12 protein-coding genes are annotated in these 15,697 nt (G+C 51.5%); all 12 read left to right on the top strand.

All coding sequences use genetic code 11. The features are described 5' to 3' along the window. The first annotated feature begins 60 nt into the window (after positions 1-60). Positions 61-2,163 carry a polyribonucleotide nucleotidyltransferase gene (gene pnp, locus RSX24_RS01755; protein ID WP_236417138.1) on the top strand — a complete coding sequence of 701 codons (2,103 nt, stop codon included), beginning with the start codon at positions 61-63 and terminating at the stop codon, positions 2,161-2,163. Between the two features lie 202 nt (positions 2,164-2,365). Beyond that, entirely contained in the window at positions 2,366-3,361 is a 996-nt protein-coding gene (locus RSX24_RS01750) for a polysaccharide deacetylase family protein (protein WP_339277496.1), read from the top strand. 103 nt (positions 3,362-3,464) lie between these two features. Next, positions 3,465-4,748, top strand: coding sequence for a M16 family metallopeptidase (locus RSX24_RS01745; RefSeq protein WP_236417140.1), 1,284 nt, complete (start codon positions 3,465-3,467; stop codon positions 4,746-4,748). After that, positions 4,711-5,154: a dUTP diphosphatase gene (dut, locus tag RSX24_RS01740; protein ID WP_438286750.1), complete on the top strand. Its 444-nt coding sequence runs from the start codon at positions 4,711-4,713 to the stop codon at positions 5,152-5,154. Before RSX24_RS01745 ends, dut begins: the two co-directional genes overlap by 38 nt. A 197-nt stretch (positions 5,155-5,351) precedes the next feature. Then, positions 5,352-6,251: a dipicolinate synthase subunit DpsA gene (dpsA, locus tag RSX24_RS01735; protein ID WP_236417142.1), complete on the top strand. Its 900-nt coding sequence runs from the start codon at positions 5,352-5,354 to the stop codon at positions 6,249-6,251. Then, positions 6,248-6,844: a dipicolinate synthase subunit B gene (locus RSX24_RS01730; protein ID WP_236417143.1), complete on the top strand. Its 597-nt coding sequence runs from the start codon at positions 6,248-6,250 to the stop codon at positions 6,842-6,844. The genes dpsA and RSX24_RS01730 overlap by 4 nt, the downstream gene beginning before the upstream one ends. Positions 6,845-7,278: 434 nt before the next feature. Continuing rightward, positions 7,279-8,496, top strand: coding sequence for an aspartate kinase (gene dapG / locus RSX24_RS01725; protein ID WP_236417144.1), 1,218 nt, complete (start codon positions 7,279-7,281; stop codon positions 8,494-8,496). Between the two features lie 49 nt (positions 8,497-8,545). Next, on the top strand, positions 8,546-9,421 hold the full coding sequence (gene dapA, locus RSX24_RS01720; RefSeq protein ID WP_343259513.1) for a 4-hydroxy-tetrahydrodipicolinate synthase: 876 nt from the start codon (positions 8,546-8,548) through the stop codon (positions 9,419-9,421). 478 nt (positions 9,422-9,899) lie between these two features. After that, positions 9,900-11,579 carry a ribonuclease J gene (locus tag RSX24_RS01715; protein ID WP_236417146.1) on the top strand — a complete coding sequence of 560 codons (1,680 nt, stop codon included), beginning with the start codon at positions 9,900-9,902 and terminating at the stop codon, positions 11,577-11,579. 238 nt (positions 11,580-11,817) lie between these two features. Continuing rightward, positions 11,818-12,555 (top strand): ClpP family protease, encoded by a 738-nt coding sequence (locus tag RSX24_RS01710; protein ID WP_290371462.1) that lies wholly within the window; start codon positions 11,818-11,820, stop codon positions 12,553-12,555. Continuing rightward, a complete protein-coding gene (locus tag RSX24_RS01705; protein ID WP_236417147.1) occupies positions 12,552-12,782 on the top strand; it encodes a YlzJ-like family protein in 231 nt (76 codons plus the stop codon). The genes RSX24_RS01710 and RSX24_RS01705 overlap by 4 nt, the downstream gene beginning before the upstream one ends. 89 nt (positions 12,783-12,871) lie before the next feature. After that, on the top strand, positions 12,872-15,601 hold the full coding sequence (locus tag RSX24_RS01700) for an FtsK/SpoIIIE family DNA translocase (protein ID WP_343259512.1): 2,730 nt from the start codon (positions 12,872-12,874) through the stop codon (positions 15,599-15,601). The last annotated feature ends 96 nt before the right edge of the window (positions 15,602-15,697 follow it).

Below are 15,697 nucleotides of genomic sequence, written 5' to 3'. Positions count from 1 at the left end.
AAATACTGTGAGAATGCAGAATCCATTGATGTAAGATTGATTTAAACAAGGAGGGATTTCATGGAAAAACATGTTGAAATGCAGCTTGGCGGCAGAAAGCTTGTGCTTGAAACAGGCCGTTTGGCGAAACAGGCCAATGCCGCTGTTAAAGTGACTTACGGCGATACCGTTGTACTGTGTACCGTAACGGCTTCCAGCGAGCCTAAAGATCTGGACTTCTTCCCGCTGACAGTTAACTATGAAGAAAGATTGTATGCCGTAGGTAAAATTCCGGGTGGATTCATCAAACGGGAAGGAAGACCGAGCGAAAAGGCGATTTTGGCCAGCCGTCTGACAGACCGTCCGATTCGCCCATTGTTCCCGGAAGGTTTCCGCAATGATGTACAAGTCTTGAATCTGGTGATGAGCGTGGATCAGGATTGCGAACCTCAGATCGCTGCCATGATCGGTACTTCCGCAGCTCTGAGCATTTCGGATGTTCCGTTCAGCGGTCCGATCGGCGGCGTAAAAGTGGGACGCATCAACGGGGAGTTTGTGGTTAACCCGACGATTGCACAACTTGAAGTCAGCGACATCGAGTTGGTTGTTGCAGGTACCCGCGATGCAATTATGATGGTTGAAGCCGAAGCCAATGAGGTTCCGGAAGACATTATGCTTGAAGCGATCATGTTCGGTCATGAAGAGATCAGAAAGATCGTGACTGTCATCGAAGAGCTGGTAGAGATTGCCGGCAAAGAGAAGATGGCCGTAAAACTGCACGCGGTTAACGAAAACGTAAACCAAGAAGTGCGTGAATTTGCGGCAGGCCGCTTGGTGGAAGCCGTCAAAATTGCCGAGAAGCACGCTCGTCAGGATGCGATTGATGCCATCAACGATGAGACCGTCGCTCATTTCGAGGAAAAATATCTGGAAACTCCGGAATTGCTCAAAGATGTGAAAGAGGTCCTGCATGACATCGTCAAGGAGGAAGTGCGTCGTCTGATTACGCATGACAAAGTCCGTCCGGACGGCCGAGGATTGGCTGAAATTCGCCCGATCGAATGCGACACCTCGCTGCTGCCACGCACGCACGGCTCCGGTCTGTTTACGCGTGGACAAACACAAGCTCTCAGCGTATGTACGCTTGGCGCATTGGGGGATGTTCAGATTCTGGACGGCATCAGTCTGGAAGAATCCAAACGATTCATGCATCATTACAATTTCCCTCCGTTCAGCGTCGGTGAAGCTCGTCCGCTGCGTGCTCCAGGCCGTCGCGAAATCGGACATGGTGCGCTCGGTGAACGTGCGTTGGCCAAAGTCATTCCTTCGGAAACCGAATTCCCGTATACGATCCGTCTCGTATCCGAGGTGCTGGAATCCAATGGCTCCACATCACAAGCAAGTATTTGTGCAAGTACACTCGCGATGATGGATGCAGGCGTGCCGATTAAAGCCCCGGTAGCCGGAATTGCGATGGGATTGATCAAAGATGGAGAACATGTATCCATCCTTAGTGACATTCAAGGCATGGAGGATCACCTGGGAGACATGGACTTCAAAGTGGCGGGAACGGCAGAAGGCGTAACCGCAATTCAGATGGATATCAAAATCGACGGAATCGACCGTAAAATTTTGTCCGAGGCGCTTGCACAGGCTAAAGAAGGCCGCATGCACATCCTCGGCAAAATGAATGAAGTCATTCAGGCTCCGCGCGAGAATCTGTCGCAGTATGCTCCGAAAATTTTGACGATGCATATCAATCCTGACAAAATTCGTGACGTTATTGGTGCTGGCGGTAAAATCATCAATAAAATCATCGAAGAGACCGGCGTGAAAATTGATATCGAGCAAGATGGACGCGTCTTTATCGCATCTTCCAACCAGGAGATGAACGAAAAAGCCAGATCCATTATCGAAGGGATCGTACGCGAGGTTGTTGTCGGAGAGATTTATGTCGGCAAAGTGAAGCGCGTTGAGAAGTTTGGCGCATTCGTCGAAGTGCTTCCGAACAAGGAGGGTCTCGTACATATCTCGCAATTGTCGACCGAGCGCGTTGGCAAAGTGGAGGATGTCGTTGCCGTTGGCGATTCCATTACCGTCAAAGTCACGGAAATCGATCAACAAGGCCGGATCAACTTGTCTCGCAAAGCCGTGCTGACTGCGGAAGCTCCTGCTCAATCCTAAACGTCAGCCAATCGAATACATGTAAAGAAGTTGAAGAGGCAGAAGCTGTATTTCTGGCTCTTTTTTTATATGTCCAAAGCATTCGTTCTTCCATGTTCGCTCATAAGGAGACGTATTTTTCATCCGATTTTACTCTCGGGATCATTCATATTCCGTCCCTTGTCCTCATATGATGTGGACAAAGACGGCGGGAGGATGAGCTGTGAAAAAACAAACGAAAAAACTGGCTGCTGTCCTGGCAGGTTTGGCAGTGGTCGTGCTGGCCGGACAAGCGGATGGTGTTCGTACATACATTTCGGAGATACGGGAGGGCCCAGGCACCCAAAATGCGTTCGACATGTTTAAAGAAGCTACTGGAGAGGACGCGCTGCTGGAAGCCATTCGGAAAAAGGCGGAAGAGACAAAGGTTGCCCCCATCAATGCCAGGGTTGATCGGGTCTGGAAGGCCATTCCGGGTTATAATGGTTTGGAAATCGATGTGGAGGCCACTTACCGCAAAGCCCTTGGAGGCTCACTGAATACGAAGCTTTCGTATGTGTACCGTGAGACCAAACCCGAAATCGGGCTTGAAGACTTGGGAGCACACCCGATTTATCGTGGGAACCCCGAGAAGCCAATGGTTTCATTTATGATCAACGTAGCCTGGGGAAACGAATACATCAAACCGATGCTGGACACGCTGGATGCCGAAAAGGTGAAGGCGACCTTTTTTCTGGACGGCAGTTGGCTAAGCAAAAACGCGGAGCTGGCCAAGGAAATTCAGAAACGGGGACATGAAATGTCCAACCATGCGTATTCGCATCCAGACATGAGCCGATTGAGCGCGGAGCGGGCGAGACAGGAAATCGCGAAAACGGAAGAACTCCTGAAGCAAACGCTGGGTGTGGACAACCAATGGTTTGCTCCACCGTCCGGGGATTTCAACCAAAAGACAGTCGAGATCGCTTCCAGCATGGGGCTTAAAACCGTGTTGTGGACGCTGGATACGGTGGACTGGCGCAAACCAAGTCCGGATGCCGTTGTCCATAAAATTTCGCAAAAGGTGGAGGCAGGAACATTGATTTTGATGCACCCGACAGCCTCTGCTTCCGGAGCACTGAAGGGCATGATTGACTCCATCCGCGCCAAGGGGCTTACGCTTGGAACGGTCAGTGAGACGTTGTCCTCAAACCGGGTGGCGAAGGCGTCGGTTGAGTGAACGATGATTTTTTGTTAATATCAAACAGTTGGAACCAAATGTCGATTTCGATAGATGCGTTTTTCGGGATCATGGCAATTATAGAGATGTAGGAGGGCCAACCGTGAAAAAAATTCAGCTGGGCAATGGCCTCAGAGTAGTGCTGGAACAAATTCCGACCTGTCGTTCCGTGTCATTCGGAATATGGGTCAAAACCGGCTCGCGCAACGAGCGGTCTGAAAGCAACGGGGTGTCCCACTTTATCGAGCATATGCTGTTTAAAGGCACCGATCGTTTTGATGCCAAAGCGATCGCGGAGCAATTCGACGCCATTGGCGGCAACGTGAATGCTTTTACTTCCAAAGAATACACTTGTTACTACGCAAAAGTATTGGATGAGCATTTGCCGATCGCCGTAGATGTGCTGTCCGATATGTTCTTTCGGTCCAAATTCGACGATGAAGAGTTGTTGAAGGAAAAAAACGTCATTCTGGAAGAAATCTCGATGTACGAAGATACGCCGGATGACATGGTCCATGACCTTATGGCCCAAGCTGCATATGGAGAACACCCGCTGGCTTATCCGATCCTGGGAACGGAAGAGCGGCTTAAAGCGATGGATTCGAGCCATCTGCGGGCGTACATGAACGAACATTATACCATTGAAAATACGGTGATCAGCATTGCGGGCAACATTGACGACAGCGTCATCGATTTGATGGAAAAACACTTTGGGGCGTTTGACCTTCATGGAAAAACGGATGAAGTCGAACTGCCCAAATTCCAGAGCGGTCAACTCTTCCATAAGAAGAAAACCGAGCAGAACCATATCTGCATTTCGTTCCCGGGTTGCAAAATCGGAGATCCGCTGCAATTTGCCATGGTTGTGTTGAACAATGCCATCGGCGGCGGCATGAGCTCGAGACTGTTTCAGGAAATCCGGGAAAAGCGCGGGCTTGCGTATTCCGTATATTCCTACCACAGCTCCCATGCAGACAGCGGTCTGTTTACCATATATGCAGGAACCGCGCCAAAACAGACGAAGGAAGTGCTTGATCTTACCAAAGAAGTGCTGCGTGATCTTGCCGTCAACGGACTGTCCGACGATGAACTTCGCAAAGGCAAGGAGCAGCTGAAAGGCAGCCTGATCCTAAGTTTGGAGAGCACGGGCAGCCGCATGAATCGGCTTGGCAAAAACGAGCTGATGCTTGGGCGTCACCATACGTTGGATGAAATGATCGCCAAAATAGAACAAGTAACGATGGACGATATCGATGCCGTGCTGGACCTGATGTTCGCCGAGCCTTTCGCGCTCGCCATGGTCGGTGCCTCCGATCGCTCCATCGCTGGATTAAGAAGGGATGATTTCGTTGCACTACGTTCAAATTCAAAAACTTCCGGGCAATGAGGATATCAAGCTGCCGCAAAAAATGTCGGAGCTGGCCTCCGGCTTTGACGTTGTCGCTGCTTTGCAGGAGGAGCTCGTCCTGCAGCCAGGCGAACGCGCACTGATCCCGACAGGACTTGCCATGGCCATGCCGGCCGGGCTTGAAGCCCAGGTGCGTCCGCGCAGCGGCCTTGCTTTCAAACATGGCATCACATGCCTGAATACGCCGGGTACCATCGATGCGGACTATCGCGGGGAAGTCAAAGTGCTGTTGATCAATCTTGGACAGGAGCCTTTCACGATCGTACGCGGGGAGCGCATCGCTCAGATCGTATTCCAGACCGTGCCTGACGTACAGTTGACCGAGGTTAGCGAATTGTCTGAAACCGTTCGGGGTGCTGGCGGGTTTGGACATACCGGAAAATAAACCTAAATTAGACATGCCGTCCTTCTCCGGGGACGGCTTTTTTTGTTCTTTCGGACGCAGCGCACGCATCACGGGCGTGCACTTTCCATTTCAGGTGGCTCTGGGAAGTGCAAAGCCTTTTTATGCATTGCTTTCACCACGTTGTGGGCGATTGCATACGATATGGCATATAGCGTGGTGAAAGGAGTGACGTTCCGATGCTGACCGGAGTCCGGATTGTCGTTCTGGGCGGAGATGCGCGGCAGCTTGAAGTCATTCATAAATGTGCGGAGCTGGATGCCACGATCAGTGTGGTCGGCTTCGACAAGCTGGAGCGCCCGATCGAAGGGATTGAGCATCAGCCATTGGAGGACAGCGTATTCGCTTCGGCCGATGTGTTGGTTTTGCCTGTCGTGGGTTGTGATGATCAAGGGAAGGTAAGTGCAACGTTCAGCGATCTGCCGCTTGTTTTGAAAAGGGAGCATGTGTCTGCATTGCCCGAGCATTGCATTGTGTTTACAGGCATGGCTAAGCCGTATTTGCGCGAGCTGTGCCGGGAGAACGGGTTAAGACTGATGGAAGTGCTGGACCGTGACGAGATTGCCCTATATAACTCCATTCCCACGGCTGAAGGCGCAGTTGCGATGGCAATCCGGGAGACAGACTTTACGATTCACGGCTCGAAGAGCATCGTGCTGGGCCTTGGTCGAACGGGATTCACAATGGCGAAAACGCTGCAGGGCCTCGGAGCTGATATCCGGGTTGGCGTGAGGCGTGAGGAGGATGTGGCGCGTGCAGCCGTCATGGGCTGGAAGCCTTTTTTGACAACGGATTTGGCCGCTCAAACGGGGGAAGTCGACTTGCTTTTTAATACGATACCGACTATGATTATCACAGCACAAATCCTGTCTAGAATGCCGCAAAAAGCAGTGATTATCGATCTTGCATCCGCCCCTGGCGGCTGTGATTTCCGATTTGCTGAAAAACGCGGCATCAAGGCGCTGCTGGCGCCAGGTCTCCCCGGCATTGTTGCTCCCAAAACGGCTGGCGGCATTATTGCCGACGCGTTGATCCGTTTGCTTTTGGAAGAACAAAACGCACGGGAGGTTGAACGATGAACTGGCAGGGAAAAACGGTGGGTTATGCAATTACGGGTTCTCATTGTACATTTGAAGAGGTCATGCCGGTGATCAGCCGGTTTGTAGCGGAAGGGGCGAATGTGGTCCCGATCATATCGAATTCGGTATTGACGACGGACACGCGCTTTGGCACGGCTCAAAATTGGCACAAACAGTTGAAGGACATTACCGGAAATGATATCATTTCCTCGATTGTCGAGGCGGAGCCATTAGGACCGTCCAAACTGCTTGATGTACTTGTCATCGCCCCATGTACGGGCAACACAACCAGCAAGCTGGCCAATGCGATGACCGACAGTCCCGTACTGATGGCAGCCAAGGCGCAGATGCGTAATCAGCGTCCGGTCGTGCTGGCGATTTCGACGAACGATGGTCTTGGACTGAACGCCGCGAACATTGCCAAACTGCTCGTGGCCAAACATATGTACTTCGTGCCGTTCGGGCAGGATGATCCGGTGAGAAAACCGAATTCGCTCGTGGCCAAAATGGAATTGATACCGGAAGCCTGCTGGAGTGCACTTGAGGGCAGGCAGCTGCAGCCTATGATCGTGGAACGCTCCGCAAAGGCGTAGGGTGAAAAGCGTGCTTAAAGGACGCAAATTGATGCATGAACGCATTTGAAGGAATGTCTTCGCGATATGGGAACGGCTAAAGGATTAATGGTCATACGCTTGAAGCAACGATAAATGGTCTGAGAAACAATAGAATCATGGGGGACGTTCCTCCCGATGTTGGCATCTGCTTGATGTTTGAGGATGACATGCGGGCATAGGATGCCTGAAGCGAAAGCCGGATGAGTCAACGATCATGCGTTCACGCAGCGTGTACGTTGCAATCCGGGCAACAAACTGCTGCTTCATTTGGATGATCTTCGATGGTCCGAAGTCGGGCAGCCGTAGGTAATGTCGTACAAAGACTAGATTTTCACATCGGAGCGCCCCTTATAGATCCATTTGTTCATCCGGCACGTGTCAGTCTTCTTGCGTACACAAATGGAGGAATAAAGATGCGCATCATGGTACAAAAATTCGGCGGCACGTCGCTTTCGACCGTTCAGGCAAGAGAGCACGTGCTCCGTCATGTTAAACGTGAGCTTGAGGCAGGTTACGGCCTTGTTGTGGTCGTCTCTGCGATGGGGCGCCGTGGGGAGCCCTATGCGACGGACACATTGCTGGACTGGGCAGCCCAGAATGGAAACGGACTATCCCCGCGCGAGAAGGATTTACTGCTGTGCTGCGGTGAAATTATATCGGCAACCACGCTGAGCAGCTTGCTCGAGAATGAAGGAATTGCAAATACGGTGCTGACGGGTGCGCAGGCTGGTTTCGTGACGGACGACAATTTCGGGAATGCCCGGATTTTGGATGTCCGTCCTGTTCGTGTACTGGAACTGCTCGAAAAAGGGCAGGTCGTCATCGTTACCGGATTTCAGGGCCAGACCGAGCAAGGGGACTTTACCACGCTTGGACGCGGAGGAAGCGATACCTCTGCAACGGCATTGGGGGCAGCTCTTCATGCCGAGATCGTGGATATTTACACCGATGTTAATGGCATTTTGACCGCGGACCCCCGCATCGTGGAAGATGCACGCCCGCTTACGGTCGTAAGTTATGCCGAAATTTGCAACATGGCGCATCACGGAGCCAAAGTCATCCATCCGCGTGCGGTCGAAATTGCAATGCAAGCCCAAATCCCCGTAAGGGTCCGTTCTACCTTTGCGGATACTGAAGGCACGCTTGTGACGCACCCGGAAGGGTTTCAGGACGTGCAAACAGGCGTAGTGGACCGGTACGTTACCGGGATTGCCTACGTAAGCAACGTAACGCAAATTACCGTGGACGTGCCTAGCGACGCCAATCGCCTTCAGCTGAAAGTGTTCAAAACGATGGCAGACAACGCCATCAGCGTTGATTTCATCAATGTTACCCCAACAGGCGTGGTCTATACGGTATTTGACAGCGACTCCGAGAAAGCGATTCGCGTGCTCCAAGAGATCGGACTGAAACCCCAAAGCTTGTCAGGGTGTGCCAAAGTGTCCGTCATCGGCGGGGGCATTAACGGCGTGCCTGGCATTATGGCAAGAATCGTGGAATCCCTGACGCTGGCGGATATTCAAATTCTGCAATCGGCGGATTCGAACACCACCATTTGGGTGCTTGTCAAAAAAGAAGACATGGTCCAGGCTCTGCGGGCGCTGCATGCTTCGTTCGAGCTCCATTTGTAATATCAGACTTGAAGCAGGCGGAGCCAGATTGTTCTGAGGAGGAATCGAATTGGACTTTGGAAGATTGATTACAGCAATGGTAACTCCGTTCAACGAGCAAGGAGAAATTCATTGGGAGGAAACGGCGCGGCTGATCGACTATCTGATCAAGGAGCAAAAGTCCGATGCGCTGGTCATATCCGGGACGACGGGAGAATCTCCCACACTAAGTGATGAAGAGAAGGTACAATTGTTCGAATTTGCGGTGAAGCATGCGGCAGGACGATGCAAAATCATCGCAGGTACGGGCAGCAACAATACTTCGCACTCCATCCATCTGACCAAGGAAGCGGAACGTGTCGGGGTTGACGGTGTGCTTCTCGTGGTTCCGTATTACAACAAACCGAGTCAGGAAGGCATGTACAGACACTTCGAAGCCATTGCCAAATCGACCGCTTTGCCCGTTATGTTGTACAACGTGCCTAGTCGTACGGTGGCGGGGTTGTCGGCGGCAACGACACTGCGTCTTGCCCGAATTTCCAACATCGTGGCAACCAAGGAATGTGCTTCACTGGAACATGTCACGTTGATTGCTGCCGGCGCGCCTGAACATTTCAGGGTGTACACCGGAGACGACGCGTCCGGGCTGCCGGCCATGTCCGTTGGCGCACACGGGATCGTCAGCGTAGCAAGCCACGTGGTCGGTTTCAAAATGAAACGTATGATCGAAGCGTTTGTCCAAGGATTGCCGCAAGAAGCGGCGCAGCTGCATCAGGAAATGTTCCCCATTTTCAAGGGGCTGTTCGAGTGTCCTCAGCCGCTGCCGAATCCGGTGGCCGTCAAATATGCGCTGACTCTGCAAGGGTTGAACGTAGGGTCGGTACGGTTGCCGCTAGTGCCTCCAACGGAGCAGGAGGAGCAATTTATTCGCGGCCTATTCGGGTGAAACGTGGTTTGAGCTAGTCCAAGACAAGTGCAGGCATCATTCATTATAAGTGGATAAAGAAGGAACCGTCTTTCTTCGGGAAGCACGGTTTTTTTTATGGGACAAGGCACAGCAAGAGTGGCTTGCCGGTCAGCAAAAGAACAGGTTGCTCACAGAGTGACTTGTTTTTTTAGTTTTTGATCATGTATAATGATGTCAAGTGACTGGGTGCGGTATTTTTTTGAAATTGAAAGCGACATCGTTTAATGATGTGGCTTGCTGTGAAAAGGGAAGGGTCGGCTAAGAAGGAATCATTTCAAATCCAACTCGTTGGTGAAGGGGAGTAACTTCGAAGAACTTCTTCCAAATATCGTGAATAAAGGTATTCTTTCACATTCGTATCTAATCATAGGTACGTGGTGTATGGACTGCTTTTTTAACTTAAAATACAAAAATAATAAGGTACGACGTCCAACTACCATAGGAGGTTCAGATTCATTTGTCTAAAAAAAATAATAACGATAAACTGATGATTTTTGCACTGGGCGGCGTAGGTGAGATTGGTAAGAACATGTATGTTGTCCAATACGCGAACGATATTGTCGTCGTAGACGCCGGACTCAAGTTTCCGGAAGAAGACATGTTGGGCATCGACATTGTCATTCCTGACATTTCTTACTTGACTGAAAATCGCGATAAAGTAAGAGGCATCATTTTGACCCACGGACACGAAGACCACATCGGCGGTCTGCCATACGTTCTGAAACATCTCAACGTTCCGGTATACGGAACAAAATTGACGCTTGGACTTGTCGAGAACAAGTTGAAAGAAGCGAATCTGCTCGGCGAAACGAAGCGAATTCTGATCAACGTGGATTCCGAACTTCAACTGGGCAATACGCTGAGAGCTACGTTTTTTGCTACTAACCATAGTATTCCGGACTCGGTCGGGGTATGTATCGATACACCGGAAGGTGCAGTGGTCCATACGGGTGACTTCAAGTTTGACCATACACCAGTCAATGGTCAATATGCAGATCTCCAGCGTATGGCTCAAATCGGTGCCAATGGTGTACTCGCTCTTTTGTCCGACAGCACCAATGCAGAGAAGCCAGGATTTACGCCTTCGGAGAAAAACGTGGGCATCGTTTTGGAGGACATTTTCCGCAAAGCGACACAGCGTGTCGTTGTAGCAACCTTTGCATCGAACGTGCATCGGATTCAGCAAGTGATTAACGCTGCCGTGGTAACTGGGCGCAAAGTGGCTGTCATTGGACGCAGCATGGTCAACGTGGTGGGCATCGCTTCCGAATTGGGATATCTCGAAATTCCGGATGGCATGATCATCGAGCCGGAAGAAGTAGGTAAGATGGCAGCGGATCGCGTCGTTATCCTGTGCACGGGAAGTCAGGGCGAACCGATGTCCGCTTTAACTCGCATGGCTCGCTCAACCCACCGCAAAGTGGATATTCTGCCTGGAGATACCGTAATCATTGCGGCGACTCCGGTACCGGGCAATGAAAAGTATGTTGGCCGCACGATTGACGAGCTGTTCCGTCTCGGCGCGCACGTGTTCTACAGCGGTGCAAACAGCGGCGTACACGTGTCCGGCCACGGCAGCCAGGAAGAACTGAAACTGATGCTGAATCTGATGAAGCCGAAATTTTTCATCCCGATTCACGGCGAATTCCGCATGCAGCGTCGCCACGCGGTTCTGGCCGAATCGGTCGGGATCGATCCGGACAACATCTTTATTACGGATATCGGTGAAGTCGTGGAAATTCAGGGCGGCGCAGCGCGCAAAGCGGGCAAAGTCACTTCAGGCAACGTGTTGATCGACGGCCTGGGTGTTGGCGATGTCGGCAATATCGTACTGCGTGATCGCAAATTGTTGTCCCAAGACGGCATTCTGGTCGTCGTGGTTACGCTCAGCAAACAGGATGGCAAAATCGTGTCCGGCCCGGACATTATCTCGCGTGGTTTCGTGTACGTGCGCGAATCCGAAGGATTGCTCGATGAGGCCAACCGCATCGTAAGCAGCACGCTGCAGAAGCTGATGAGCGAAAATGTAAACGAGTGGGCTTCGCTCAAAACGAACGTAAAAGATGCGCTGGGACGTTTCCTCTACGAGCAAACCCGTCGCAGACCGATGATCCTGCCGATCATCATGGAAGTATAACCAAAACAGTTAATCACATAGATTCAGGCACACAGTCGCCTCTTTTTTACGAGTAATATTGGACGGTTCCTCGTAAAAAAGGGGCTTTTTCTGCATTTTCGGGATAATAATTCGCTCTGGTCGCAAAATGCTGAAGCTTTCGAGTATAAGTCTCTTGGAAAAATCCCCATACTAAGGTAAAAAAATTGTTTGCGGGGAAGGGAGCATGCTTGAAGTGGATCATATTGAACAAGACAGAATGTTATCGAAATCCGAACAACCGGGAGAACATCCCGGGCAGGAAGAAAAGGGAATGGCTCCGGTTACGGAAAATATTCAGCAATTCGGACAAACCCAATCTCCTGCGGGCGAATCCAACATTTATTGCATGACGATCATCGGTCAGGTAGAGGGGCACTTGATTTTGCCGCCCCAAAATAAAACGACAAAGTACGAGCATATCATTCCGCAGTTGGTCGCGGCCGAGCAGAACGCCAAAATCGAGGGAATTCTTATCATTTTGAACACCGTGGGTGGCGATGTCGAGGCTGGACTGGCCATTGCCGAAATGATCGCTTCCTTGAGCAAACCAACCGTTACCGTGGTCATCGGGGGCGGGCACAGCATCGGGGTACCGATTGCCGTAGCTTCTTCGTATTCGCTCATTGCCGGCAGCGCAACGATGACCATTCATCCGATTCGCATGAACGGCCTGGTGATTGGAGTTCCGCAAACCTTTGAGTACATGGAAAAAATGCAGGAACGCGTCGTGCGCTTCGTGACCACTCATTCCAACATCTCCGAGAAAGTGTTCAAGGAGCTTATGTTCAAGACCGGAGAGTTGAACCGGGATATCGGTACGGCAGTCGGCAGTTCGGATGCCGTCAAATACGGGCTGATGGACGCAGTGGGCGGCATCGGTCAAGCCATCGCCAAACTGAATCAGTTGATGGGAGAGCGAAAACAGGAAATTCAGGCAGGAGGGTACACTCAATGACGTTGTATACGGTTATGCCTCCCGAGCAAATTTGGTCAGGGATGTGGAAAGAAGACGAAGGGACGCAGGATGTCAGAATTAACGGGATACTGATGCAAGTCAGGCCCACTTCCGGAAACGAGGCAGTCATCGTCAGGCTGCTTGATTGCCCTTTGGAAGCGTATCTGGAGCCTTGCCATTTGCCAGGATCGGTTATTCGCATTCCGCATGTTGGAGGAACGGCATAAACGACGGGATTTTTACAAATTGAGCAAAGAAAGAACATATGTACGGGGACATTTTTATGGTATAATATTCTTCTGGGGGTGACCTGAATTTGGCCAGAAGAAAAAAGAAGAAAAAAAAGGCTGCTGCGTTTAGCGGCGTTCTCAAATATGAAATTTATGGCATCGTGCTGATTACGTTATCCGTTATCGCGTTATCCGGTGAAGCAACGGTGGGGCGTTCGTTATCCAAAATGTTTGGGCTGATGCTTGGAAAATTTTATTTTGTTATCCCGCTGATCGGTATTTACTACGGCCTTATGGTGATGATTCACCGGAAATGGCCTAACGGGTGGACTACACGCAAGACAGGACTTGTCCTGCTTGTTTTTGCGCTTACACTGATGAGCACCGTTTCCGCCATGCATCAGAAGTTAATTCCCATCGGTGCGCTTGAACCCGGTGCGGTGTTGACGCAGGTACATAACGATATGCAAACCGAACTGCTGCAACCCGCCCCGGAGGGCAAAGACTCCATGCTTAACAAGGATATCAGCGGCGGTTATGTCGGGGCTGCACAGTTTGCCGTATTTTTATGGTTGTTCGGCAGTCTTGGAGCACGGTTGATCATGATCGTGATGTTTGTGATCAGTTTTATGCTCATTACGAGCCTATCTTACGTGGACTTGGTTCGGATCTTCAGGACCAAGGTGTGGGACGCCGGTTCTGCCATGTACAAAAGGGTCCAGGCCCGAATGTCGGAGCGGGCGTCCTCAGCGTCCTCGGTCAAAAAGAAAAGCGTTGCCCGAAAGGCAGTCCCGGTTCCTGCCGATCCGTATGATGACGAGGATGACGACTTCGAGGAAGAAGAGACGCTCCCCAAACGGAAGGCACCCGTTTTCTTCCAATTGTTTGGGAAATGGGGAGCGGAACGCGAAACTGCCAAGCAGGATCGTGAAGAGGAACACGAGGAAAGCGCGATGGAGCAGGTCTTGTACCGTGCGAACGATGATGATCTGGACGAAACATGGAACAGCCAGAAGATGCCGACGTCCAGCGAGCGACGATCGCTGGACGGTGCGGCCGCAATTCCGTCCAAAGCCAATTCCGCACCCATTATTCGAGACTTCTTCGAACACGTTCGATCTGAACATAACAAGTCGGATGATCTTGATGAGGTCTATCCGTTCCCTCAGGACTTGAAGGAGCCCGAAATGGAAGAGCATGAACCTCCGCTAACCATCAGGGACGAGCTTGAGGAGTCTCTGGAGTGGTCTGGTCCCGAAAATGTAGGGAATGAATCGATTCCATTGCAGGATGACAACGGTGTTTCTGCTGATGGTGCTCCTGCACCTCCTGGGAGCGCGGTAGAAGGCGTTCAGGAAGCACAGCCTGTCCAGCCACCTCCGCCTCCGCCGAAGCCGTACAAGCTGCCTCCGTTCCGTTTGCTCGCCAAGCCGAATAACGGCGGAAAAGGCAAGGATCAGAAGGATTACATGCAGACAGCCCGCAAGCTGGAAGCGACGTTGGAAAGCTTTGGCGTTCGCGCGAAGGTGCTTGAAGTGGTCAGAGGGCCGGCAGTAACAAGGTATGAGATTCAGCCTGACATCGGTGTCAAAGTCAGCAGAATCGTCAGTCTGACGGATGATATCGCACTTGCCCTTGCCGCAAAGGACATCCGTATGGAGGCGCCGATCCCCGGCAAATCAGCCATCGGTATTGAGGTGCCGAATGGAGAGGTATCGCTCGTAACGATGCGAGAAGTGATGGAGACGTCCGTTTTCCAGGAAGCCGAATCCAAGGTTACGATCGCTTTTGGGCGGGATATTTCGGGGCAAACGATCATCGGCAACTTGGCCCGAATGCCCCATTTGCTGGTAGCCGGTGCAACAGGCTCAGGTAAATCTGTATGTATTAACGGTATCATCACGAGTATTTTGTACAAAGCGAAACCTGATGAAGTGAAGTTTCTGATGGTTGACCCCAAAATGGTCGAGCTAAATGTATACAATGGGATTCCGCATTTGATGGCACCCGTCGTTACCGATCCCAAACGCGCTTCGCTCGCCCTCAAAAAAATCGTGGTGGAAATGGAGAAAAGGTACGAACTGTTCTCCAAATCGGGCACGCGCAACGTAGAAGGGTATAATAACCTGATGAAAGACAACCCTGCGGCCATCTTGCCGTATATCGTCGTAATCGTCGACGAGTTGGCAGACCTCATGATGGTCGCTGCCGGCGACGTCGAGGATGCGATCGCAAGGCTGGCGCAGATGGCGCGGGCGGCGGGCATACATTTAATTATTGCAACGCAGCGGCCTTCGGTAGACGTCATCACCGGCGTGATCAAAGCGAACATTCCGTCCCGTATCGCCTTCGGCGTATCTTCTCAGGTGGATTCCCGCACCATTCTCGATATGGGCGGGGCCGAGAAATTGCTGGGTCGGGGGGACATGCTGTTCATGCCGATGGGCGCTTCGAAACCGGTCCGGGTTCAGGGCGCGTTCATGAGCGATGAGGAAGTCGAAAACATCGTGAATTATGTGCGCGGCCAGGGCGAAGCCCAGTATGATGAATCCCTTGTGCCTGAGGTCGAAGAATCCGGCCAGGCGGATGAAGAGGTGCTCGACGAGCTGTACGAACAAGCCGTACAGATCATTCTGGAGGCGAAGCAGGCATCGGTATCGTTGCTGCAGCGCCGGATGCGTATCGGTTACACCCGTGCCGCGAGATTGATCGATTCAATGGAGGCTCGCGGCGTCATCGGGCCGTACGAAGGAAGCAAACCTCGCGAAGTATTGATTTCGCTGGAACAATATCAGCAGAATAAAATGAGTTCTTGATGGATCGACCGCGATGCCGCGGGAAACAAGAAGCCGTTAACCTAAGGGTTGGCGGCTTTTTTGGTTTTCCCGCATTGCCATCCTGTCCAAGGATCG

The organism is Paenibacillus hubeiensis, assembly GCF_032334105.1.
Classification (GTDB): domain Bacteria; phylum Bacillota; class Bacilli; order Paenibacillales; family Paenibacillaceae; genus Paenibacillus; species Paenibacillus hubeiensis.
Note: the sequence above shows the minus strand (reverse complement) of the source record. Positions and strands in the feature narration are given on the sequence as shown.

Bases quoted from the DNA above. Each gene is read 5' to 3' on its own strand.
- pnp (WP_236417138.1), top strand. From the start codon at position 61: ATGGAAAAACATGTTGAAATGCAGCTTGGCGGCAGAAAGCTTGTGCTT.
- dpsA (WP_236417142.1), top strand. From the start codon at position 5,352: ATGCTGACCGGAGTCCGGATTGTCGTTCTGGGCGGAGATGCGCGGCAG.
- RSX24_RS01730 (WP_236417143.1), top strand. From the start codon at position 6,248: ATGAACTGGCAGGGAAAAACGGTGGGTTATGCAATTACGGGTTCTCAT.
- dapG (WP_236417144.1), top strand. From the start codon at position 7,279: ATGCGCATCATGGTACAAAAATTCGGCGGCACGTCGCTTTCGACCGTT.
- RSX24_RS01710 (WP_290371462.1), top strand. From the start codon at position 11,818: ATGTTATCGAAATCCGAACAACCGGGAGAACATCCCGGGCAGGAAGAA.
- RSX24_RS01705 (WP_236417147.1), top strand. From the start codon at position 12,552: ATGACGTTGTATACGGTTATGCCTCCCGAGCAAATTTGGTCAGGGATG.